The sequence below is a fragment of the Streptomyces sp. 2P-4 genome (assembly GCF_030167965.1).
GTDB classification, from domain to species: Bacteria; Actinomycetota; Actinomycetes; order Streptomycetales; family Streptomycetaceae; genus Streptomyces; species Streptomyces globosus_A.
Genome location: NZ_CP095011.1, coordinates 3,288,308 through 3,308,166, shown reverse-complemented (window position 1 = coordinate 3,308,166; position 19,859 = coordinate 3,288,308). Strand labels below are relative to the sequence as shown.

The following is a 19,859-nucleotide window of genomic DNA, read 5'->3' as shown; positions in this document are numbered from 1 at the left end:
CGTCCGGGCTGGTCAGGGGGTCAGGTCGGCGAGGAGCACGGTGGCGTTGTCCGCGTAGACGTCGTTCGGGTCGACGGCGTGGGTGGCCTTGATGGCGGTGCTCACGGAGAGGTCGACGAAGTCGCGGGCGACGGTCGTCAGCGGGTCGTCGTCGAGCTCGGTGTACAGGTCGTGCCGGGCGTCCTCGTGCGGCTCGTACGCGCCGTCAGAGGCGAGGACGAGGCGGCAGGGGCCGGTGATGTCGACGGTGGTCGTCTCGATGGCCGGGTGGCCGAAGTAGTTGCGGAGCTCGTCGTCGGTGTAGGTGGCGCCCAGGCACGAGGTGATGTGGTTCCGGTTGCCGCCGTACGGGCTGGTGGCGGTGGGCGGGAAGACGCGGCGCTTGTTGTGGTCCTGCGTGAGGCGGCGGCTGATGCCGGCCTGGAGCAGGTAGGCGCGGGAGTCGCCGCACCAGGCGACGGTGAGCCCCTCGCCGGGGACGGTGACGGCGACGACGGCGGCGGCCTTCGGCATCCCGGACGCCCCCCAGGGGGCGCGCTCCTCCGCGTAGCGCTGGTAGACGTGGCGGAGTCCGCTTTCCGCGTCGGCGCGGCGGGAGGCGGCGCGGGCGAGGCGGCGGGCGGCGGTGATGGTCCACTCGCGGACCTCGTCGCTGCGGCCGATGCCGTCCAGGAGCACGTACGCGCGGGCGCCGGAGGGCGCGGTGTGGATCGCGGTGGCGTCGCACTGGATCGGGTCGGTGCCGGTGTTCTGGGCGGTGGCGTAGTTGCGGCGCATGGGCGGGCTCCTGTCGGCTTGTGGCGGGTGCGGGGAAGGGCGGGGGCCGCCGGGTCGGGCGGCCCCCGGGTGGGGCGTCAGCGGCGGTTGCAGGGCCGGGCGTTGTCGACGGCGACGGCGGCGGCGAGGCGGTCGAAGTTGCGGTGCAGGGCGACGAGGTTCTCGAGTGCGCCGTGCCGGCCGGTGTCGTCGGTGCTGGTCTTGAGGGCGTCGGCGGCGAGGGCGATGCCGGTCAGGAGGCGGATCTCCTGGCGGGCCATCTGCGTGCTGGCCGGGTTGAGCGCGGGGAGCTCGGGGGCGCGGCGGGTGATCGGCGCGGTGACGTAGTACATGACGTGGTCGGAGATGCCGGCCTGCGGGTTGTCCAGGGCGAGGGCCTGGGCCTCCATGAGGGCGAAGGCGGCTTCGGCCGGGGTGGTGTTGGTGACGGTGATGCCGTCCATGACCGGGGCTTCGGTCGTCTCCAGGCTCTCGGCGGCGGTGATGAGCAGGGCCGCGATGGCGAGCAGGGTCTCGGCGGCGGGGTGGATGGCGGAGCGGCTGCGGACGATGTCGGCGAGGGCGCGGGCGTTGGCGGCGGCGGCGAGGGCGGTGGCGGGGATGGTGCGCATGGTGTCCTCCGGGGAGCGGATACGGGGGCGGGGCGGGGCGGGAGAGGTCAGAGGGCGTTGATGAAGCAGGTGCAGCCGCCGGAGTCGTACGAGAACCCGGCCTCGCGGAGGGCGCGGCCCGTGGCGTCGAATCCCGCGATCCGGGCGGGGCCGAACTCCGCGATGGACTGCTCGACCCGGACGGTGCCGCGAGCGACCGTGATGATCACGTTCATGCCGGCGAGGGCTTCGGTGACCAGCTCGACGAGGGCGGCGGTGTCGTCGCTGATGTGGTGGTACTCGGCGTGCAGGGCGACCAGCTCGGCCTTGGGGAGTCGCTCCAACCGGCGCTGCTCCTTCGCCGTCCGCTTGATGCCCTCCGGGCTCTGGGGCGGGGCGCTCCGGAGGGCGCGGGTCTGCATGATCTGGGCGGCGAGTTCAGCCTTGGTCATCGTTCTCTCCCGGGGTGCAGTGATCGGCCCGTCCTCCGGGCTGTTCGCCCGGCCTGACGAGAGAGACGTTATCCAACCTTGGTTGTGCAAGTCAAGTTGGAATGGCGCAGCGCGTCGGATACACGCAGGTCACAGGGTGTGGACGCGCTGAAGGCCGGACGTGCGGGACGTCCGGCCTTCGGTGTGCGGGGGTCAGTCGGCGCAGGTGCAGGGGGCCGGGTCCTCCGCGTACTCCTTGAGCATCCGGTCGAGGATGCGGGCGTGGTGGTCACGGCTCTCCTGGAGGCGGCCCGTCGGGCGGCCCTTGGCCGCCGCGCGGCGTACGTACTCGTCGCGCTCGGCGACCTCCCGCCGCTGGTCGAGGACGTCGGCGGCGCGGGAGTACGCGGCGCAGGAGAAGGACGAGAAGACGCGCCGCCCGGCCGGGGTGGTGCCCACGGGGATGACGCGGAGGCAGTCGTAGGTGACGGCGTCCGGGGTGCGGCACAGGGTCATGCCGGCGGGGAGGTCCACGGTGGTGCCGGACGGGAAGGTGAAGGTGGTGGTCATCGCGCTGGTCCCTTCGGTGGGGGCCGGGCCCCGGTGGGGGCCCGGCGGGGGTGGTGGGAGGTCAGGCCGCTTCGGCCCAGACCGGGCCGTGGTCGACGCACTCGGCGTCGAAGCAGTACGAGAAGGGGCACGCCTGGTTGCGGATGTGCTGGACGGGCGCGGGGGCGAAGTCCTCCCCGGTGGGGACGGCCCCGACGTTCCGGGTGCGGGCGTCGAGGATGCGGGCGATGCCCTGGGTGGTGACGTTGGCGGTCTCGCCCGCGGGGAAGAGGTCGTCCGCCTGCGGGTCGTACCACTCGGTGTGCAGCCGGGTGCCCTTGTGGCCCAGCGGGAGGATGACGCCCAGCAGGGCGCCGGTGGTGTCGCGCACCTCGTAGCCCTCCACGGGGTCCTCGCCCCGCATCTCGTCGCCGACCCACTTCCAGGCGGAGACCTGGGCGGAGGTCATCCGGACGAGCAGGACCGTGATGTCCGCGAACGTCATGCCGGCGGCGGTGGCCGCGGCGAAGACGGACAGGGTGTGAGTGGTGACGGCCTTGCGCATGGTGTCCTCCGGGCATGGGGGGCGGGTCGGGCCGGGCGGCCCTCCCTTCGACACAGACGTTATCCAACCCTAGTTGTGCAAGTCAAGTTGGATGGATGGGGGGTGTGTCGGATACACGCAGGTCAGGGGGTGCGGACGCGCCGAAGGCCGGGCGCGCGGGGCGTCCGGCCTTCGGTACGTCGGGAGGGTCAGGCGGCCATCGCGAGGGCCGGAGCAGGGGCCTGGGCGGGCGCCTGGGGCTCTGCCGTGTCGGCGAAGTCCTCCGGGGCCTCGCCGGTCTGCCCGGCCGCGTGCCACTCCCACAGGGCGCGGGCAGCGGCGACGCTGCTGGAGTACCCGATCCGGCGCCCGCCCCGGCAGACCTCCATGCCGTCGAGGCACTGGCACGTCACGCGGAACATGCCGGCGTGGCGGCTGACGAGCACCTCCAGGATCCGGCCCCGGTGCTCGCCGTCCTCGACGGGCAGGCTCACGGCGGCGTCCAGCTGCTCCTGGGTGACGACGGTGAGGGTGGCGACGTCATCCAGCATCGTGCCGCCGTGCTCGTCCGTGGCGTGCTTGACCGCGACCCAGCGGCCCAGCCGGTAGACGTCGCCGACGACGGCCGCGCGGGTCTGCTCCGGGTAGTGCTGCAGGACGAGGTCACCGCGCCGGACGTGCGGGGCGTCGTCGAGGACGGACAGGGCCGGGGTCTCGGCGGTCGCCTGCTCCCGGTCGTCGGCGCGGGCGGTCTCGATGTCCCAGACGCCGGGCCGGTCGGTCCGGGCCATCAGCTCCCAGTCCCCCGGGCGGCCCTCGACGGCGACGATGTCGCCCTCGCGGAAGTCGCCCCACGGGTCGGTGTCCGTGGCGGTCTCCTCGCTGCCGGCAGCGGCGGCGGCAGCCGCTTCGGTGGCGGCCGTGATGAGGGCGGCGGCCTCCAGGCGGAGGGCGGCGACGACCTCCGCGTCCAGCGCATGCTCGGCGACCTGCTCGTTGGTGGGCGTCCAGCCCTTGGGGCGCTTGGCGAAGGGGTTGGTGATGCCCTCGACCTTGACCCAGGCGGCGCGCAGGGGCTCCTCCGCGTCTTCGGCGGCGCGGCGCTCCTGGTGCCCGGCCCACCAGGCGTCACGCTCGACGCGGCGGCGCTCCTCGTCGGCGCGGGCGGCGGCGGTGCGGCGGGCGGCTTCCTCGCCCCACATCAGCGGGTTGAGCGGCATCCGCTCCTGCTTGTGGTTGCGCTCGGTCGGCTCCGGCTTCTGGGCGTCCCAGACGAAGATGGCGCGGCGTCCGTCCGGGGTGGCCTCGACGAGGCGGCGGCCGTCCGCTCCGGCCTCCGTGATGACCAGGAAGCCCGCGTTCTGCAGGGGGGCGAGGAAGCTGCCGGAGACGCGGCGGCCGGTCTTCGCGCGGTCGGTGCTCCAGCGGAAGGCGTCGGCGAAGTCGTCACGGAACAGGTGACCGGCGGCGGCGGCGCGGACGTGGGCGGCCTGCTTGGTCGACCAGACGAGTGCGTTCGCCTGGCACTGCTGCTTGTACTGCTCGCTGTAGTCGACGACCGGCTGTGCGGGCTCCTCCGGGGCGTCGGCGGTCTCGGCGTCCTCGACGTTGTCGGCGTCGGCCGGGGCCGTGGTGGGGGCGTCCACGGTGGCGGGGGCGGTCTCCTCGACGTCCTCGACGGGCGCAGCGGCGACGTCCTCGACGAGCTCCTCCGGGGCGGTCTCCTCGGTGGGCTTGTCCTCGCGGATGCGCTCCATGGGGCCGTTGTGGATGGAGGGGTGCGGCTGGCCGCTGCTGGAGTAGCGGACGGACACGGTGAAGGGGAAGGGGCCCGCGGCGAGCCAGGTCTCCAGGTCGTCGGCGTGGTCGGCGACGGTCTGCCGGGCCTTGGCGGTCAGCAGGAGCACGTTGGTGTGGCGGCGCTCGCCCTTGACGACGTGGCCGGTGACGCGGAAGTCCTTGCCGGGGCCCTGCTCCAGGCCGAGGCGGCGGAGCTCGCGGGAGACGGCGACGGTGGGGGTCTTGGGGGTGGGGACGAGCGCCATGGTGTCGGCTCCTTCGGTGTGGAGGGGGAGGGTGTCCTGAATCCAGCGGTCGCCCTCGCGGTGCTTGGGGACGTAGCGAGAGCGACGCGCCATCGGGACCTCCGGAATCGGGGGCCGGGGGCGATCCCCCCGACCTCTCGACGCAGACGTTATCCAACCAAGCTTGCACAAGTCAACTTGTGCAAGCTGGTTCGGAGTGTCGCGCCGCTGGTCAGGGGGTGTGCGCCCCCGTCGCGGTGTGCGCCAGACCGGCGTCGACGCCCGCACGCCACGCCGCACCGGGGTCGCCCTTCCAGCCCTGGGCGATCGATGCCGGCACGTGGATCCCCCGGTACCTGATGCCGGAGGCGACCGGGGTCGGGGCGTCGGGGCCGGGCCTGACGGACGCTGCCGCCCGGCCGTCGAGGCGCAGCCGGAGCTCACCGCGGAACCAGCTGTGTGCGGCGCCCTTCCGCAGCAGGGCCGACAGGCGAACCTCCGCGTCCTCCCGGCTGAGGGTGACGGGGCGGCCGGTCTCGTCGCCGAAGAACCCGAGCTCGTCGACGAGGTCGAAGCGGGTCGCGTCGCGGAACGTGATGTCGTTGAGCAGCCGGTGCGCCCGGTTGAAGTGGTGCGCCGACTCCGCGCCGTCGGTGCACGTCAGCGTGTCGAAGTCGACGAGTCGCGCCCGCTGCTCGCAGTCGAGGCAGCGGAAGGCGGCGGCGGTGCCGTCCTCGATGTCCTCGCCCGTGTTCACGACGCGGTGGGTGCCCGCGTCCATGCCGGGCCGCCCTGCCGGCACGGCCGGGGTGGCAGGTGCGGCGACGAGCTCCAGGCGGCGGGGCGCGGCGGGCTCCAGCTCCGGGGCCGGGGCGGCGGGGAGCTCCGCGCGGGCCTGGGCTTCCTCGTCGGCGACGATGCCGGCATGGGCGGCGATCATGGCGTCAGCGACGGTGACCCGGCCCAGGTCCCGGGCGTGCTGGGCCTCCGCGCGCTTGCGCTCCAGGCGCTGGCGGATCTGCTCGTGGGTGAGGCCCTGCTCGCGCATGTCCCGGACGGCCTTGGCCGTGATGGCGGCGGTCGCCCCGGTGAGGGTGCCGGTCAGCCGGTCCTGACGGATGACTCCGGCCTGGACCTTCCGGCCGATGATGGCGGCGGAGGCGGCGGCGGTGTTCGCGCCGATGCCGGGGGCGTCCTTGATGTAGTCGCGGACGTCGGCGAGGACGGCGTCTTCGTCGGTCGTGCGGGCGGTCCTGGGGCGGCGCTGGGCGGCCGGGGCCGGGGCGGTCGGCGCGGGGGCCGGGGCCGGGACGGCGGGGGCCGTGGCGGGGCGCTCCGTGCCGCACACCTCGTTGGCGCAGTCCTCCTTGCCGCACACGGAGCAGGTGTCCGCCGGGGCCGGGGTGGCGCCGAAGGTCATGCCGGCGTGCTCGAGTGCCGCGCGCACCTCGTCGACGCGGTCGGCGTGCTCCGCCCCCTGGGTGTCGGGCAGGTACCAGTACCGCGGGCGGGTCTTGTTCCACTCGAAGCCCGCGGCGCGCATGGTGGGCGCGATGCCGTCGCTGCGGCGGGTGCCGGTGACGTAGATGCCCCGGTCGGCGCTGTGGGCGATGACGACGGGCCGCCGGTCCTCCGGGGCCGGGGCGTCCGGGGCGGGCGCCTGGGGGGCGCTGGGGGCCGTGGACGGGGTCGTCTTCCGGGCGCGCGTGGTCGCCTTCGGGGCGGGCTTCGCCTTGTGCGCCTTGAGGTGGGCGGCCCACCGGGCGGGCAGGACGACCTTGTTCGCGATCTCAAGGACCTGGGTCGGCCCCCAGTGCTCCCGGATGATCTGGTCGCCGCAGACGAAGGAGGCGGCCATGCCGGCCGGTTCGGCACCGTCGTGGGCTTCCGACCACAGGCGGGTGGCCTCCGCGCGGACCTCGTCGGACAGCACGCACTCGGTGGTGGTGTGGTCCACGAGCGACTCGCCGGTCACCTGCTCGCCGTTGATCGTGACCGTGATCGTGTTGCCGGTCCGGGTGTAGCCGCGGTCCTCGCCGTTCCAGTGGCTCCCCTTCATCTTGTGGACGATGGCGTCGACGGCGGCGGTGCTCGGCCCGTCGGTCCAGCGGACGAAGAGGGCGGTGGTGTCGCTGCGGACGGAGAACTTCACGCCGGGGAAGGCGGCGGTGAGCTGACGCTTGAGCTCGGCGGAGATGTGGCGGGTGGGGATGGTCTGCATGGTGCGCCCTTCTTGGTGGGTGGGGGCCCGGCCGGTCATGCCGGCCGGGCCGGTGAGTGTCGGTCAGCCGGTGACGTCGATGCGGACGTCGGCCCGGTCGGCGTACGCGGTGCGGAACTCGGCGAGGAGCTCGGTGAGCTGCTCGGCGTCGGTCGCGGTGCTGTAGCGGAGGAGCTCCGGGTCCTGGCCGTCCGTGATGCGGAGGGCGGAGATGCCGTGTGTGGTGGTGAGCTGCATGGCGGGTCCTTCCGTTCAGGGGTGTTCAGCGGGTGTTCAGGCAGGTCAGGGGGTGTTCAGCGGGGGCCGGGCCCGGGGGCCCGGCCGGGGTGGGTCAGGCGGCGGCGGGGGCCTCGTCGGCGGCCGGGGCGCGGAGGGCGGTGGCGTCGACCTTGAAGGTCGTGCGGGTCGCCTTCCGGGGCGGGGTGAGGCCCTGGGCGACGTAGTCCAGGGCGATCTGGTCGCCGTCGAGGACGGACCGGCCGGGGGTGCGGGTGATGACCACGCGGCCGTAGATGCCGACCGGGAGCTGGCGCAGCCACTTCTTCTCCGCGTCGGCGAGCTTGGCGAGCTCCTTGGCGCGCTGGTCGAGGTCGTCGAAGCGGGCGCCGTGGGCCTCGATCTCCTCGACTGCCGGCATCTCGTCGGCGGTCAGGACCTTGTCCTCCGCCGGGGCGGAGGTGAGGGCGGTCTCGCCCAGGCGGGTGGCGATCTTGGCGACGGTGCGGGTGGCGGCGGCGGCGGCGCGCAGCGCGATGCGGTCGAGGCGGCGGGCGGCGGCGCGGGCGGCGCGGCGGGCGGCGGTCGCCGTGGCCTTCGCGTCGCGGGCGGTCTCGGCGAGCTGCTCCGCCTTGGCGGCGCGGGTCTCGGCCTTGCGGGCGGCGACCTTGAGGCCCTTGCCGCCGGTCCGCTCGATCTTGGCGAGCTCCCGGCGGGCGGTGACGGCGTCGGTCCGGGCGAGCTTGGCGCGGGCGGCGGCGCGGGTCGCGATACCGGCGGTGCGCGCCTCTTCGCGGCGGGCGGCGGTGAGCGCGGTCTCGGCCTCGACGAGGGCGGCCATCGTGCGGGCGGCGACCTGGGTGGTCTTGCTCATGGTGTGTCCCTCCGTACCGGCCGGGCCCGTTGCCCGTCCTGACGAGAGAGACGTTATCCAACCCCGCTTGCGCAAGTCAAGTTGTCCAACACGTGTTGCGTGTCGCGCCGCATCCTGTGACCTGCGTGAACGCATCCGCCGGGGCGCGCCGACGCCCCCACCTCGACGGGGAGGCGGGGGCGTCCGGGGTGGGGAGGTCAGCCGTTGGCCGGCATGGCGCCGTGCAGGAACGCGCGCTCGGCGGTCGTGCGGTACTCGTACAGGCCGATGGGGGCCACCTGGCAGTCGACGGTGACGACTCCGTACCGGGCGCCGTCGCCGGTCCCGACGCGGAACGACCAGGCGACCGGGGCCGCCGCGCCGTCCGGGTAGATGCCGGTGAAGCCGTTCGCGTCGGCGTGCAGGGCGCGGGCGGCGGTCTCCGCGTCGTCCTGGACGAGGGCGGCCCGGGTGATCGGGTCAGCGGCCTTGAGGTAGTCCAGCTGACGGCCCAGCTCGGCCAGGGCCTCGCGCCACTCCGGGCTCTGCGTGTCCAGCTCCCTGACCCGGGCGGCGGCGCCCGCGCAGGCGTCGCGGGCGGTGCCGACGTCGGACGGGTTGGCGGGGAGGCAGTTCGCGGCGATCCACTCCGCGCCGTCCTCGTCGACGACACGGGCGGGCTCACCGGTCACGGCCGGGGCCATGCCCTTGACGGTGCGGGCGACTCCGTCGGCGCAGACGACCCGGTCGCCCGCGGCGAAGGTGACCGGCTGCTCCATGCCGGCGTCCTGCTCGGTGTCCTGCTCCGGCTCGACCTCGTCGCCCTCGTCGCCCTGGTCGTCGGTGGCGCAGTCCTCGCAGCCGATGGCGGGCTGCTCCTCGTGGTCGGGGCAGACGACGGCCCACCGGTACAGGGGCGTGTCGGCGTCGAGGGCTTCGCGTGCGGTCTCGTCCTCGTGGTTCAGGTCGTGGGCGATCTGGGCGGCCTGGACGGCGCAGTCACGGGCGTCCACGCATCCCTCGTCGGAGAAGACGCCGACGGTGTCGGCGGACGCCTTGGCGTCGCAGACGGCGGCCGGGCGGGTCGGGTCGCCGGGGCGCTCGGTGTGGCCGTGGACGCAGACGGTGCCCTCCGGGGTGGGGGTGGGGCCGCCGGTGGCGAAGGGGAGCGGGGCGGGGGCGGGGACGTCGAGACCGGCGGCGCGCTGGTCGTCGGCGACCTGGGCGGGGAGCATGGCGCTGGCGTGGGAGCGGTAGCGCTCCAGGCTCTTGCCGTAGGTGCCGAAGCGGGTGACCCAGCCGTACCGGGCGCTGTGGAGTCGGCCGACCTGGAAGGTGAAGCCCAGGAGTCCGTCCTGCGTGGTGACGGGCTCGAAGCTGTCGGCGGCCGGGTAGAAGCCGGTGACGGCTTCCTGGGCGGCGGTGACGGTCTGGACGGGGCCGTCGACGCGCTCGGTGGCTCCGCGCAGGACGACGGACACGGCGCCGATCTCGCGGGCGGGGAGGTCGGTCAGGACGTCGACCATGCCGGTGTGGGTGGGGGAGTCCTGGCCGGTGGCGTGCCAGTCGAGGACGATCGCTTCGGCTTCCTCGCGGGTGGGGACGCCGACGCGGTTCATGCCCCGGCCCTGGGCGGTGACCCAGCCGAAGGCGCAGGCGTCGCCGTAGCCGGTCGTGCGGTAGGTCCAGCCGATGGGGTACGGGCCGCCGTCTGCCGGCATGACGGCGCGGAAGTGGCGGGCGCCGGAGTGGTCGGCGAGGGCGGTGGCGCGGGCGACGGTGTGGCGGAGGAGCGCCGCGCGGAGCTCGTCGGCCTCCGGGCCGGTGGTGGGCTCGGTGCGGCGGACCTGGCCGCGCTCCATGTTCATGCTGGCGATGTACTCCAGGCCGTCGACGAGCTCCCAGCCGAGTGCGCCGAGCACGGTGGCGGCGGTGCGCTCCGCGACGTGGGGGAGGGCGATGTAGTGGAGGGCGTCGGGGCGGCCGGTCTGGTGGATCGTGATCCGGTCCTCGTTGTGGCCGGGGAAGGCGAGGCGGGTCTCGACGTCGGCGTGGAAGCGCTCCGGCGCCTTGTAGGACGGGAAGGGGGCGAACTCCGGGCTGGTGGGGTCGACCGGGGCCGGTGCCGGCATGTCCTCGGGCACGGTGGTGTCGGCCGTGTCCTGGTCCGTGGCGGGGGCGGTGGGCAGGGGGCGCTGGACGGTGACCTCGTCGGTGCGGGCGAGGTCGAGGCGGAGGGCGGTGTTCCAGGGCTTGCGGCCGGTGTACGCCCGGACGTCCTTGGTGGCGCCGAGGATCTTCGCCCACCAGCGGGCATCCTCGGTGTCCTCGCCGGTCATGCAGACGTCGAGGACGGTGTGGGGGCCCTGCTCCTGGAGGACGTCGCCGGGGGCGACGTCGGCGCGCATGACGCGGATCGTGCGGCGGGGGGCGTCGGCGATCAGGTCGGCGTGGGCGGCCGGGTCGGCGTGGCGGAGGTAGCGGAGGGCGGCGCCCAGCTCGGCGACGGCCTCCGGGTCCGGGGTCTCTCCGCCGTTGCGGATGGCGGCGGCGGCGGACAGGGCGGTTTCCCTGGCGGCCGGGACGCGGCTGTCGTCGATGCGGACGCTGTCCTTGGCCAGCCACGCGCTGTAGTCGGTGGTGTGGACCCAGCGGCGGCCGTCGACGACGTCCACGTACTTGACGGTGCGGGCGAGGCCGTCGACGCAGAGCACGCGGTCGCCCTGCTCGAAGGTGACCGGGGCAGCCGGGGTGTCCTCGACGGCCGGGGCCGGGGTGGCGTGGAGCTCGTTGACCTCGAACCCGTGCTCGTTGGCGATCTGCTCGGCCAGGTCGACGCTGGCGGCGTACTTGCCGTCGTCGATGGAGCGGGCGGAGGCGGTGAAGGTGTGCAGCTCGCCGTGCGCGGTGGTGATCGCGCCGGGCCAGGCGGAGCGGAGGAAGCCGACGACTCCGGCGGTCTCGATGACGAGGACGTCGCCGTCGTCGATGTCGTCGCGGCACTGGGTGGCGTTGTACGCCTCTTCGGTGCTGTCGAAGTGGTGGACGGCCGGGGCCGGTGCCGGCGTGCTCTCGGCGGTCTCAGCGGCGGGGGCGTCGACGGTCTCGACGGCGGGGGCCTCGACGGCCGGGGCGTTCAGCTCGGCGAGGGCCTTGACGCACGCCCTGCAGAAGTTGCCGAGCTTGGCGACCTGCGCGTCCGTGAAGAGGCGGGAGCTCATCCGGTTGCAGAGGGTCTTGGCGTGGAAGCCGTCCGTCCGGATGTAGTGGGGGGTGCGGCCCTCGCCGACCTGGGCGGCGCCGGTGGTGATCGTGGTCATGGGGAACTCCCTCGTTCTCGTCGGGCGGGGTGCCCGACTGAGAGGACTGTATCCAACCCCGCTTGCACAAGTCAAGTTGGCCAACCATGCGTGTCTAAGCGTGTCGCGCTCGCCGTTGTGATCCCGTCGGGTCGCCTTCCCTGTCCAAGTCGAGTTGTGCAACACTGCTGGGCATGACCGAGAAATACACCCCCAGCCCGACCCTGCTCTCCGCCCTCGAAGAACTCGACGCGGCCAGGGAGCGCGTGCAGCAGCTCCAGAGAGCCGTGTACGACGCGGTCGCCGACGACCTGCGGGCGAACCCTGAGCTCACCAACGCCGACGTGGCAGGGCACGAGAAGATCCCGTACACGCAGGAGACCGTCCGCAAGATCGCCAGGGAGTACGACATCCCCCGGAAGCGGAAGCCGACCGTCCGCGCGATCAAGCCGAAGAAGCGCGCTGCCGGCAGGGTCGACGGCTGACCCCGGTCAGCGGCGCTTGCCCTCCGGGGGAGTGCCGGCCTGGATCCGCGCGACGTCCACGTACGCCTTCGCGACCACCGTCACGATCGCAACCACACAGCCGCCCAGGAGCACGCACACCAGCGCCGTCGTCGCCTCCACCGTTACCTCCTTCACCTGCCGAACGGGGGGCCGGAGCGTACCGCGGAGAGACGACGAGAGGGCCGCACGCGATCACCGCGTGCGGCCCTCTCTGTGCTCCGGGGCGGCTGGCTACGTGAGCCGGATCCAGGCACCGATGACGACGATCAGGATCATGATGGTGCCGACGAGCCACTGGCCCGGCGGGACGTCGGAGAAGTGGAACGGCTCCGGCTCGATGACGCGCTCGCCGTCCGGGATGTGACCGCCGTGGAACAGCCGCCGGTGCTTGTTCCGCTCCTCGTCGAGACCGGTCCGGGTGAGCACCGGGTGCGACGTCGTCCGGCACTGGTCACACCGGTACTGGTACCCCGCCATCGCTGCCTCCGTCATTTCAGATCACCTCCCCTCATGATGCTGGATGATCCAGGCGGTCGGGCCCCGTTCCGGATCAGGGACGAACCGGTACCCCTTGGCGATCTCCTCGGCGGTCCAGCGGTCGCCCCCCTCTTCCGGGGCGTTGGCGATGTTGGCGTTGTTGTTGTTGGCGGGCTGACCTGCGACAACACCGGCCCCCTGGGGGGACCCCTGAGAGGGGGGCAGGGGCGGGAAGTCGTGATGGTGTGTGCCGGGCCCGTTCCCGGCCGGTGAGCGCACCCCATTCCGGTAGGTGATGCCGGCCTCGTCCAGCAGCCGCTTGACGGCCCTGGTGTCGGGCAGTGAGAGGTGGGCGCGGAGGGTGGTGTGGAGCACCCCGCTGCCCCCTCGGTAGAGGTGGTGGAGGGCCCGGATCAGGGTGTCCCGGGAGGGTGCCGGAGGGGGCCCGGCGGGGGGGTCCTCCGGGGGTGCGGCGGGGGTGTCTCCGGCGTCTTCGGGGGCACCGTCGTCGTCCTCGTCGGGGGCCTCGTCGTCGTCCTCTTCCGGGGCCTCGTCGGGGGTCTCCGCCGGGGCGTCGTCGGGGGTCTCCCGGAGGGCCGCCAGGCGGGCGAGCAGGCCCTTGCGGGGGGCGGCCGGGGCGTCCTCCTTCTCGACGGCCGCAGGGGCGTCGTCGGGCTTGGCCGGCACCTTCTCCTTGGTCGTCTTCTCGACCTTCTCGTCCTTCGCGGTCTTGCCCTTCGCTGCCTGCTTCGCCGGTTTGCGTTCCGGAACCCGGATGACGCCCGCGCTGGCGAGGACGAGGACGACGAGGAAGCCGCCCAGGATGATCCAGGGGGCGGCGGGGAACTGGATGCCGGTCTGTACGAGGGCGTAGACGACGAAGGCCGCGATGCCGAGTCGGGCGCCGACGCTGGGCTTCTTGCCGATGGTGCCGGACAGCCAGCCGTGCAGGATACGGGCGAGGACGATCGTGCCGCCCGCGTACCAGAGGAGCATCCGGCCGACGTTGCGGAGCTCGCGGGCGATGAAGCGGAGGAGCGGGGGGCCGCCGGTCTTCCCGACCTCGACGGCGAGGGGCCCGAGCTGGGCGAGGGGGCGGACGTCGTAGTACGGGCGGAGGTCGGGGAGGGTCAGCGCGCGGCGGCGCTGCTCCCCCGGGTCGTCCTCGTCGTCCTGGTGCTCCTGGAGGTCGTCGTCGTGCTGCTCCCCCGGGGCGTCCTCGTGGTCGTGCTGCTCCTGGTCGTCGTCGAGGGGGCCCTCGACGGGGCCGGGGTGGTCGTCGTCGGCGGGTGCCGGCAGGGGGGCGCTGGCGGGCAGCGGGGGGACGGCCCGGACGGGGGCGGGGCGCTCCCCCGGTGTCTCGTCCGGGGCCGGGTCCGGGACCGCGTAGAGGTGGGCGCTCATGAGGCGAGCTGCTGGGCGGCTGCGGCGATCTTCTCGGCGAGGATGCCGAGACCGCCGTCGGAGGCTGAGGCGACGTACCAGAAGGGGATGCCCATCATGCAGACGCCGCGGCGGCTGAGCTTCTTCCAGGCGATGATCGCGGCCATGCAGATGCCGATGGCGGGGAGGGTGACGCCGGGGATGAAGCTGTTGAGCAGCTGGACGAGGTCGTTCACGAGGCTGCGGACCAGGGTGAACGGCCATCCGGCGGCGGCGTAGGACGCTCCGGCGAGGACGGAGAGGAAGAGGCACCAGCCCCAGCTGAGGGCCTTGGCCTGGCCGTCGCCCTTGGTGCCGAAGATGAGGACGACGGTCAGGACGAGGGCCAGGCCGACCGGTCCGAGGGTGCCGATCAGGGAGTTCATGGCGTGGGTTCCTTCTGGGGTACGGGTCAGACGGTGAGGTCGGCGGTGCCGTACAGCAGGGAGCCGACGACCATGGAGATCAGGGGGATGCGGGCGGCGAGGGCGAAGGGCGGGAACCAGGTGCGTGAGCGGTGGTCCCAGACCCAGATGCCGGCAGCGACGCCGTACCAGACGCAGACGTAGAAGTCGGTCCACGAGTCGTACGTCGCGGCCAGGTAGGCGACCTCTGCGGTGAAGAACTGCGGGACGCCGATGGAGAAGCCCGCGGCGAGCGCGGTGCCGTTGTAGAGCAGCCAGGCGGTGCGGCGGTCCCGGCCGTTCCACCAGTCGACGAGGGACTGCTTCTCGACCTTCTTCGCGTAGGCGGGCCGGTTGTAGTCCTTGGTGCCGTTGCCGCGCAGTCCCCAGCGGCGGCGGACCTTCTCCGGGACCGGGTCGCCGTCCGCCTGCTCGCCGTCGCCGTCGTCTTCGGCGGTCTCGTCGTCGAGCTCGTCGAAGTCGTCGGGGACGGGCAGCTGGGTCTCGCAGTCCGCGCACCAGAACGCGACGAGCCGGTTGTCGGGGCGGGAGCGGACGGCGTGCGGTTCCGGGTGGTCGCACATCTTCGGGGCCGGTGCCGGCACGTCGTACGGCCTGCCGTTGCGCCACACGATGGTGTCTCGGGGAGGGGGGTCGTCGGCGCTGATGATCGGCTTCGGCTCCCACCAGTTCGGGGCGCGGTCGCCGACCCGGAGCGCGGCGGGCTCCTTGGACACCTGGGGGATGACGATCGGGTCGTCCGTGGGCTTGGGCGGGATGGGGAGCCCTTCGGCGGTCCGCTCCTGCGGCTCCGGCTCCGGGGCCTGCTTGGGCTGGCGGCGGAACTGGAAGACGTCCCGCACGCGGAACGGCTGCTCGCCCTCGGTGGAGACCTCTTCGGGGGCCTCGTCCTCGGTGGTGTCGCTCACGGGTCAGGTCCTTCGGTAGGGCGGGAAGAGGGCGGCGGCGCGGCGGCCGGGGTGGGCGCCGCGTGCACGGTGGCGGCGGGCGATGGCGCGGAGGGCGGTGATGGCCTGGTCGGCCGGCACGATGCGGATGCCGTCGAAGAGGAGCTGACCGGCCGGGATCGGCGGGCCGTCCATGAAGACGAGCGGGATGGCCGGGCAGTCGAGGGTCTTGGCGACGGTGCGGGTCTCGTGGCGGAGGCCGCGCAGCCGGTCGGTGACGTCGTGGTCGCCGTGCATGAGGCGGCCGTTCCGGACGGTGAGCGGGTAGCGGGCGGACCAGCGCTTGGTGTCGCCGACGACGACCACCCCGGCCGGGCTGATCAGGAGGTGGTCGAGGTTCGCGCGGCCGGTGGGGAGGGCGCGGTCGTGGAGGACGGTCCAGCCCTCCCGGGTGAGGGGGGCGAGGCGGGCGGCGGTGGTCCGCTCCCCCACCGCCCCGGCGGTCCACTGGTCCGCGCGGCGGCCGCGGGCGGTCTCGACGCCCATCAGGTCGGCGAGGCGTACCAGGGGGCTGCGGAGGCGGCGGGCTTCGGCGGCGGCGGAGGCGCCCGCGCCGGGCCCCCGCCGCGCCTGGAGGTACCAGGCGACGGCGGCGGCCACGACGAGGACGAGGGCGAGGGTCATGACGCCTTTCGGGTGGGGTCGATCCGGAGCGCGCTGCGCCGGACGGTGTCGGGGAGGTTGGGCTTGTCGGGGTGTCCGGCCTTACGGACGGCGTCGACCAGCTCGGCGTCGGTCACCTTCGGGTTGGCGCCGATCTCCTGCCGGCAGACGGCGGCGATGCTGGGGCGGGTGATCTCGGTGACCTGCTGCTCCGCCGGGGGGGCGGGCTGGGCGGGGTCGGCGGGAGGGACCGGAGGGACCGGGTTCTCGAGTGCCGCCGCAGGAGCGGCCGGGGGCGCCACGGCGGGAGCGACCGGAGCGACCGGAGCGACTGGAGCGACTGGAGCGGCGACATGGGCGGCCGGAGCAGGCGCCGGGGCCGGAGGGGCGGGCGGCGCTGCCGGGGCCGCCACGGGGGCGGCAGGCGGCGCCACGGCGGCCGGGGCGGCCGGGGCCTGGGCGGGGAGGGCGGGGGGCTGCTCGGCGTCGCGGGACGCGAGGACGGCGGCGCGCGCGGCCTGCGCCTCAGCCGGGCCGTACACGGCCGCGTTGTAGGCGGAGCGGCCACCGAGCTGCTGGCGCGCGGCCAGGAGGTACTCCTCCGCCGCGGTCTCCTCGACGCGGCGCTGGAGCCAGTGGGCGACGCGGGGGCGGAGGCGGACGTTCTTCACCTGGAAGACGACCCACCACGAGCCCTTGGCCATGAGGGACACGGCTCCGCCGACGATGCCGGCAGCGGGCTCGCCCTTGTGGAAGCCGTGGACGATCACGCAGGCGGCGACGACGAGGAGCGCGATCCAGCCGATGACGCGGACGGGCCGGGCGCGGTCCGGGGTCGTCTGCAGCAGTCGCTCAGCGGCGAGGCAGACGATCCAGACCATTTCGAAGAGGGACGCGGCGGCGTACGCGATCGTCGCGGTGACGACGAGCTCCAGGAGGGTGCCGATGGCGGCGGTGGACCAGACGGCCGCGATGACGGTGGAGAGGATCGCGACGGCGAGGACGAACCGGAACAGGATCCGGTCCCAGTCCCGGGGCGGTACGGGGACGTCGACGTCGTACGGCTCCTGTTCGGTGACCTCGTCGCCGAAGACGTGGGCAGTGACGGGCCGGTATCGGGTCTCGGTGCGGTACCTCACGCCGGGGATCCGGTGCTGGGTGGGGTCGTCCATCGGGGTTTCCTCTCTGGGTGTCACGCACGTACAGGCCGGACCCGCCCCCGGAGGAATGGGGGGACGGGTCCGGCCCGGTCTGTGGGCTAGGCCCTGCCGATCCGTCGTCGGCGGGGCTCGGTTCCGGCGGCGTCGCCGTCGCGGAACACGCGGGCGCGGTGGCCCTCGCGGCGGAGGCGGGCGGCCCGGTCGGTGGCGGACTCGCGGCCGGCATACCGGCCGTCGGCCAGGGCGCGGTCGTTGCCGCCCTTGAGCCAGTCGAAGGCGCTCACTTGCCAGCACCTCCGCCGTTGCTCGACCGGTTGTTCGTCTCGCGGAGCTTCTTGAGCATCGCGTCGCGCTCGGTTTCGGTCATCGGGAACCACCCCGTCCGGCGGCCTGGTTGCCGCTGGCCTTGGCGTTGGCGTTGGCGTCGCGGACGGCCTGCGGGTCGCGCTGGGCGGCTCCGGCCTTGTAGGCGGCGGCGGCCTTCTCCTGCTCGGTCATCGGCCCATCCGCCTCTCGTGCGCGAGGACGCGGCGCAGGGCCTCGTCGGGGTCGGGGTCGGAGTCGCCGGAGTGGTGGGCGAGTACGCCGGGCTGGGTCCAGCTCTTGCACTTCCGGCACACGAGCTGTGCGCCGTCGCGGCGCATCGGGCGTCCGCAGCAGACGGGAGCGGCCATCAGGCGGCACCGCCCTTCTGCTGCTCCGGGCGCGGCCGGGGGACGGCGACCGGGGTCGGCTCCGTGCGCGGACCGGGGATACCGGTGATGCGCGGGATGGCCGGGTCGTTCTCGCCGTCGGGCCAGTCGTGCCCGGCCTCCGCGACGGTGCGGCGGAGGATCAGGGCGTACTCGCCGCGCGTGACGTCGTCGGCCGGGGCCGGGGCGAGCGCGAGGGCGGTACGGGCGAGCTCGGTGGCGCCGCCGGTCAGGCTGCGGTCGGTGAGCTTGTACGCCTCCGCGCCGAACGCGATGAGCAGCGAGTGCTGCTCAAGGACGTCGGTGGGGTGCGTGGCCGTGAAGTGGTCGGCGACGGCGAGGAGAACCGCGTGGGCCCCTTCGTCGACGACTTTCAGATCAGTACGCTGTGCCATGCGTCAGCTCCTGTCGTGTCAGGTCTGGCGTGGCCCCCGGTCGGCGTTTCTGAGGCCCCGACCGGGGGCCGTTCGCGTAGAGAGGCGGTTCCCGATTGCCTCCCGTGCGGGGTACCCTACACAACAATTCTCGTGGGGGGTACCCCACACGGCGTGTCGTCGGGGCCGTCCGGGTTCCGAAGGGGTGAACGTGGGCGACGAAGACGCTCAGCTAGACCAGGAGGTGAAGCGGGTGCTCGACTCCATCGACACACTCGGCGCGGCGGACCAGCCAGCCGCGGAGCGGGTGAAGCGCCTGACGGAGCTGCTCGAACAGTGGCCGGACGTTCACAGCAAGGTGCGGGCCATGCGGCAGGCGGCGCTCCAGGAGATGCAGGACGACGGCAAGTCGCTGCGGAAGATCTCAGCCGAGACCGGGATCAGCTTCGGCCGGGTCCGGGAGATCATCGCGGGCGTCACGAAGCGGCCCAAGGCGAAGGCGGACACGGAGGGCGATGCCGGCACCTCGTGAGCTGCGTGTTCATCAGCCGTTTATCGGTGGCGCCGGTAGCCTGAGCCGCGGCGAACGGTGCACGCCACAAAGCCCCTCCCGGCGGGAGGGGCTTCGTCGTGTCCGGACAGTGTCCGGCGGGGTGTCCGGACGGTGTCCGGGCTGGTCAGGGCTGTCCCGCAGTGACGGCGGCGGCGAGGGCGATCCATCCCTTGTGCCATGCCTGGTCGAGGAGCGGGCCGGCACCGCGGTCCCGGGTGAGCCATGGGCCCTTGCCGGTGGCGTGGGCGGCGCGGACGAGGAGCGGGGCGTCGTCGCCGGTCTCGGCCCAGCGTCCGGCGCAGCGGTCGGCGAGGTAGTGGGTGGCGGCGGAGAGGGCGAGGGCGGTGGCAGCGCGGCCGGGGCGGATGCCGAGACCGAAGGCGCGGTTGGCGGCCCAGAGGGCGGCGGCCTGGGTGGCGGTGTACGAGAGGACGTGTCGGGCGCAGGCGGCGGCGCCTTCGTGGCCGGGGTGGCCCTTGGCCGCGGCGTCGGTGTCGCGCTGGACGAGGTAGTCGCCGACCTCGTGGGCGGCGGTGAGTGCGGCGTAGGCGGCGGCGAAGCGGGTGCCGGGGTGCGCGGGCATGGGCGGGGTTCTCCTCAGGTGGGTGGGTCGGGTACGTGCTCGGCGGCGAGGACGACGGCGTGCCCGGCCTGGATGCCCCACTCGACGGGGGCGGGCCAGGGGTAGGGGCGGGGTGCCGGCAGGGCCTTGCCGATGGCGATCAGGCGGTGGGGCGTGCCGGGGTCGAGGTCGGGCCAGGAGTCTTCGGTGACGTGCTGCCAGCAGGTGATGAGGGTGTAGAGCCAGGAGCCGTTGCCGTCGGGGCTCCAGGTGTCCACGGTCGCGTAGGCGTCGAGGGTGCGGAAGTGGGCGGTCAGGGCGTCGAGGGTGTCGGGGTCGGGGTGGTCGCGGGGGGCGGTGAAGCCGACGAGGGCAGGGAGGGTCTCGGGGTGGGTGAAGGGGGGTGCGGTGAGTGGGGGGAGGCGGCGGCGGTAGGCGTACGTGGCGGTGAGGGGGTGGTCGTCGAAGCGGAAGCGGACGGCGCGGTCGAGGTCGGGGGCGCCGGTGTCGGTGTAGGGGGTGACGCGGATGGCGGTGGCGGGGCGGTAGAGGGTCGGGCTGGTCTCGACGTCGTCGTCATCGTCCACGGGGCGGTTCCTTGCGGTGCTGGCGTTCATGGTGGCCGGGCGGGCGG

The 19,859-nt window shown here is 73.9% G+C and carries 25 protein-coding genes; 2 read left to right on the top strand and 23 right to left on the bottom strand.

Translation table 11 applies throughout. The annotated features are described in order from the left end of the window. Nucleotides 1-12: 12 nt before the first annotated feature. The 10 genes from MUK52_RS14365 to MUK52_RS14320 form a co-directional block, all read right to left on the bottom strand. Nucleotides 13-777, bottom strand: a complete 765-nt coding sequence (locus tag MUK52_RS14365) for a PP2C family serine/threonine-protein phosphatase (RefSeq protein WP_284576759.1) — start codon at nt 775-777, stop codon at nt 13-15. Between the two features lie 77 nt (nt 778-854). Next, on the bottom strand, nt 855-1,388 hold the full coding sequence (locus tag MUK52_RS14360) for a hypothetical protein (protein WP_284576757.1): 534 nt from the start codon (nt 1,386-1,388) through the stop codon (nt 855-857). Between the two features lie 47 nt (nt 1,389-1,435). Further along, the gene (locus MUK52_RS14355) at nt 1,436-1,819 is read right to left on the bottom strand and encodes a hypothetical protein (protein ID WP_284576755.1); all 384 of its coding nucleotides are present in this window, start codon (nt 1,817-1,819) and stop codon (nt 1,436-1,438) included. A 192-nt stretch (nt 1,820-2,011) separates the two neighbouring features. Continuing rightward, nucleotides 2,012-2,368 (bottom strand): hypothetical protein, encoded by a 357-nt coding sequence (locus MUK52_RS14350; protein WP_284576753.1) that lies wholly within the window; start codon nt 2,366-2,368, stop codon nt 2,012-2,014. A gap of 61 nt (nt 2,369-2,429) precedes the next feature. Continuing rightward, nucleotides 2,430-2,912: a hypothetical protein gene (locus MUK52_RS14345; RefSeq protein WP_284576751.1), complete on the bottom strand. Its 483-nt coding sequence runs from the start codon at nt 2,910-2,912 to the stop codon at nt 2,430-2,432. Between the two features lie 188 nt (nt 2,913-3,100). Then, a complete protein-coding gene (locus MUK52_RS14340; protein WP_284576749.1) occupies nt 3,101-5,029 on the bottom strand; it encodes a hypothetical protein in 1,929 nt (642 codons plus the stop codon). Nucleotides 5,030-5,147: 118 nt separating this feature from the next. Further along, entirely contained in the window at nt 5,148-7,136 is a 1,989-nt protein-coding gene (locus MUK52_RS14335; RefSeq protein WP_284576747.1) for an LPD29 domain-containing protein, read from the bottom strand. A gap of 63 nt (nt 7,137-7,199) precedes the next feature. Then, nucleotides 7,200-7,373: a hypothetical protein gene (locus tag MUK52_RS14330; protein ID WP_284576745.1), complete on the bottom strand. Its 174-nt coding sequence runs from the start codon at nt 7,371-7,373 to the stop codon at nt 7,200-7,202. Between the two features lie 94 nt (nt 7,374-7,467). Further along, entirely contained in the window at nt 7,468-8,226 is a 759-nt protein-coding gene (locus tag MUK52_RS14325) for a hypothetical protein (protein WP_284576743.1), read from the bottom strand. Nucleotides 8,227-8,423: 197 nt separating this feature from the next. Further along, nucleotides 8,424-11,525, bottom strand: coding sequence for a hypothetical protein (locus tag MUK52_RS14320; protein WP_284576741.1), 3,102 nt, complete (start codon nt 11,523-11,525; stop codon nt 8,424-8,426). Nucleotides 11,526-11,698: 173 nt separating this feature from the next. On the opposite strand from MUK52_RS14320, the gene MUK52_RS14315 reads away from it, so the two are divergent. Further along, nucleotides 11,699-11,989 (top strand): hypothetical protein, encoded by a 291-nt coding sequence (locus tag MUK52_RS14315; RefSeq protein ID WP_284576739.1) that lies wholly within the window; start codon nt 11,699-11,701, stop codon nt 11,987-11,989. Between the two features lie 6 nt (nt 11,990-11,995). Here the strand turns inward: MUK52_RS14315 and MUK52_RS14310 are convergent, their stop codons facing one another. The 11 genes from MUK52_RS14310 to MUK52_RS14260 form a co-directional block, all read right to left on the bottom strand. Beyond that, a complete protein-coding gene (locus MUK52_RS14310) occupies nt 11,996-12,130 on the bottom strand; it encodes a hypothetical protein (RefSeq protein WP_284576737.1) in 135 nt (44 codons plus the stop codon). A 111-nt stretch (nt 12,131-12,241) separates the two neighbouring features. Beyond that, the gene (locus MUK52_RS14305) at nt 12,242-12,502 is read right to left on the bottom strand and encodes a hypothetical protein (protein WP_284576735.1); all 261 of its coding nucleotides are present in this window, start codon (nt 12,500-12,502) and stop codon (nt 12,242-12,244) included. Between the two features lie 6 nt (nt 12,503-12,508). Continuing rightward, nucleotides 12,509-13,891, bottom strand: coding sequence for a hypothetical protein (locus MUK52_RS14300; RefSeq protein ID WP_284576733.1), 1,383 nt, complete (start codon nt 13,889-13,891; stop codon nt 12,509-12,511). Continuing rightward, the gene (locus MUK52_RS14295; RefSeq protein WP_284576731.1) at nt 13,888-14,295 is read right to left on the bottom strand and encodes a hypothetical protein; all 408 of its coding nucleotides are present in this window, start codon (nt 14,293-14,295) and stop codon (nt 13,888-13,890) included. Before MUK52_RS14295 ends, MUK52_RS14300 begins: the two co-directional genes overlap by 4 nt. A 26-nt stretch (nt 14,296-14,321) precedes the next feature. Further along, a complete protein-coding gene (locus MUK52_RS14290; RefSeq protein ID WP_284576728.1) occupies nt 14,322-15,242 on the bottom strand; it encodes a hypothetical protein in 921 nt (306 codons plus the stop codon). A 3-nt stretch (nt 15,243-15,245) separates the two neighbouring features. Next, entirely contained in the window at nt 15,246-15,905 is a 660-nt protein-coding gene (locus MUK52_RS14285) for a nuclease-related domain-containing protein (protein WP_284576724.1), read from the bottom strand. Next, complete coding sequence (locus MUK52_RS14280) at nt 15,902-17,056, bottom strand: hypothetical protein (RefSeq protein WP_284576722.1); 1,155 nt, start codon at nt 17,054-17,056, stop codon at nt 15,902-15,904. Before MUK52_RS14280 ends, MUK52_RS14285 begins: the two co-directional genes overlap by 4 nt. An 86-nt stretch (nt 17,057-17,142) precedes the next feature. Further along, complete coding sequence (locus tag MUK52_RS14275; protein WP_284576720.1) at nt 17,143-17,328, bottom strand: hypothetical protein; 186 nt, start codon at nt 17,326-17,328, stop codon at nt 17,143-17,145. 79 nt (nt 17,329-17,407) lie between these two features. Beyond that, nucleotides 17,408-17,542: a hypothetical protein gene (locus MUK52_RS14270; RefSeq protein ID WP_284576716.1), complete on the bottom strand. Its 135-nt coding sequence runs from the start codon at nt 17,540-17,542 to the stop codon at nt 17,408-17,410. Further along, a complete protein-coding gene (locus MUK52_RS14265; RefSeq protein WP_284576714.1) occupies nt 17,539-17,718 on the bottom strand; it encodes a hypothetical protein in 180 nt (59 codons plus the stop codon). The genes MUK52_RS14270 and MUK52_RS14265 overlap by 4 nt, the downstream gene beginning before the upstream one ends. Further along, nucleotides 17,718-18,131, bottom strand: a complete 414-nt coding sequence (locus tag MUK52_RS14260; RefSeq protein ID WP_284576712.1) for a hypothetical protein — start codon at nt 18,129-18,131, stop codon at nt 17,718-17,720. Before MUK52_RS14260 ends, MUK52_RS14265 begins: the two co-directional genes overlap by 1 nt. A 190-nt stretch (nt 18,132-18,321) precedes the next feature. Between MUK52_RS14260 and MUK52_RS14255 the strand changes: the two genes are divergently transcribed. Then, nucleotides 18,322-18,642, top strand: coding sequence for a hypothetical protein (locus MUK52_RS14255; RefSeq protein WP_284576710.1), 321 nt, complete (start codon nt 18,322-18,324; stop codon nt 18,640-18,642). 145 nt (nt 18,643-18,787) lie between these two features. On the opposite strand, the gene MUK52_RS14250 is transcribed toward MUK52_RS14255, so the two are convergent. Together MUK52_RS14250 and MUK52_RS14245 are read right to left on the bottom strand one after the other, a co-directional pair. After that, nucleotides 18,788-19,246 carry a hypothetical protein gene (locus MUK52_RS14250; protein ID WP_284576708.1) on the bottom strand — a complete coding sequence of 153 codons (459 nt, stop codon included), beginning with the start codon at nt 19,244-19,246 and terminating at the stop codon, nt 18,788-18,790. 14 nt (nt 19,247-19,260) lie between these two features. Then, nucleotides 19,261-19,812, bottom strand: coding sequence for a hypothetical protein (locus MUK52_RS14245; protein ID WP_284576706.1), 552 nt, complete (start codon nt 19,810-19,812; stop codon nt 19,261-19,263). Nucleotides 19,813-19,859: the final 47 nt, after the last annotated feature.

What these genes read in the sequence shown, in the direction of transcription:
- MUK52_RS14260 (WP_284576712.1), bottom strand. Translation starts at nt 18,131, where the DNA reads ATGGCACAGCGTACTGATCTGAAAGTCGTCGACGAAGGGGCCCACGCG.
- MUK52_RS14365 (WP_284576759.1), bottom strand. Translation starts at nt 777, where the DNA reads ATGCGCCGCAACTACGCCACCGCCCAGAACACCGGCACCGACCCGATC.
- MUK52_RS14360 (WP_284576757.1), bottom strand. Translation starts at nt 1,388, where the DNA reads ATGCGCACCATCCCCGCCACCGCCCTCGCCGCCGCCGCCAACGCCCGC.
- MUK52_RS14315 (WP_284576739.1), top strand. Translation starts at nt 11,699, where the DNA reads ATGACCGAGAAATACACCCCCAGCCCGACCCTGCTCTCCGCCCTCGAA.
- MUK52_RS14345 (WP_284576751.1), bottom strand. Translation starts at nt 2,912, where the DNA reads ATGCGCAAGGCCGTCACCACTCACACCCTGTCCGTCTTCGCCGCGGCC.
- MUK52_RS14300 (WP_284576733.1), bottom strand. Translation starts at nt 13,891, where the DNA reads ATGAGCGCCCACCTCTACGCGGTCCCGGACCCGGCCCCGGACGAGACA.
- MUK52_RS14350 (WP_284576753.1), bottom strand. Translation starts at nt 2,368, where the DNA reads ATGACCACCACCTTCACCTTCCCGTCCGGCACCACCGTGGACCTCCCC.
- MUK52_RS14250 (WP_284576708.1), bottom strand. Translation starts at nt 19,246, where the DNA reads ATGCCCGCGCACCCCGGCACCCGCTTCGCCGCCGCCTACGCCGCACTC.
- MUK52_RS14325 (WP_284576743.1), bottom strand. Translation starts at nt 8,226, where the DNA reads ATGAGCAAGACCACCCAGGTCGCCGCCCGCACGATGGCCGCCCTCGTC.
- MUK52_RS14305 (WP_284576735.1), bottom strand. Translation starts at nt 12,502, where the DNA reads ATGACGGAGGCAGCGATGGCGGGGTACCAGTACCGGTGTGACCAGTGC.
- MUK52_RS14320 (WP_284576741.1), bottom strand. Translation starts at nt 11,525, where the DNA reads ATGACCACGATCACCACCGGCGCCGCCCAGGTCGGCGAGGGCCGCACC.
- MUK52_RS14340 (WP_284576749.1), bottom strand. Translation starts at nt 5,029, where the DNA reads ATGGCGCGTCGCTCTCGCTACGTCCCCAAGCACCGCGAGGGCGACCGC.
- MUK52_RS14265 (WP_284576714.1), bottom strand. Translation starts at nt 17,718, where the DNA reads ATGGCCGCTCCCGTCTGCTGCGGACGCCCGATGCGCCGCGACGGCGCA.
- MUK52_RS14280 (WP_284576722.1), bottom strand. Translation starts at nt 17,056, where the DNA reads ATGGACGACCCCACCCAGCACCGGATCCCCGGCGTGAGGTACCGCACC.
- MUK52_RS14330 (WP_284576745.1), bottom strand. Translation starts at nt 7,373, where the DNA reads ATGCAGCTCACCACCACACACGGCATCTCCGCCCTCCGCATCACGGAC.
- MUK52_RS14355 (WP_284576755.1), bottom strand. Translation starts at nt 1,819, where the DNA reads ATGACCAAGGCTGAACTCGCCGCCCAGATCATGCAGACCCGCGCCCTC.
- MUK52_RS14270 (WP_284576716.1), bottom strand. Translation starts at nt 17,542, where the DNA reads ATGACCGAGCAGGAGAAGGCCGCCGCCGCCTACAAGGCCGGAGCCGCC.
- MUK52_RS14285 (WP_284576724.1), bottom strand. Translation starts at nt 15,905, where the DNA reads ATGACCCTCGCCCTCGTCCTCGTCGTGGCCGCCGCCGTCGCCTGGTAC.
- MUK52_RS14335 (WP_284576747.1), bottom strand. Translation starts at nt 7,136, where the DNA reads ATGCAGACCATCCCCACCCGCCACATCTCCGCCGAGCTCAAGCGTCAG.
- MUK52_RS14295 (WP_284576731.1), bottom strand. Translation starts at nt 14,295, where the DNA reads ATGAACTCCCTGATCGGCACCCTCGGACCGGTCGGCCTGGCCCTCGTC.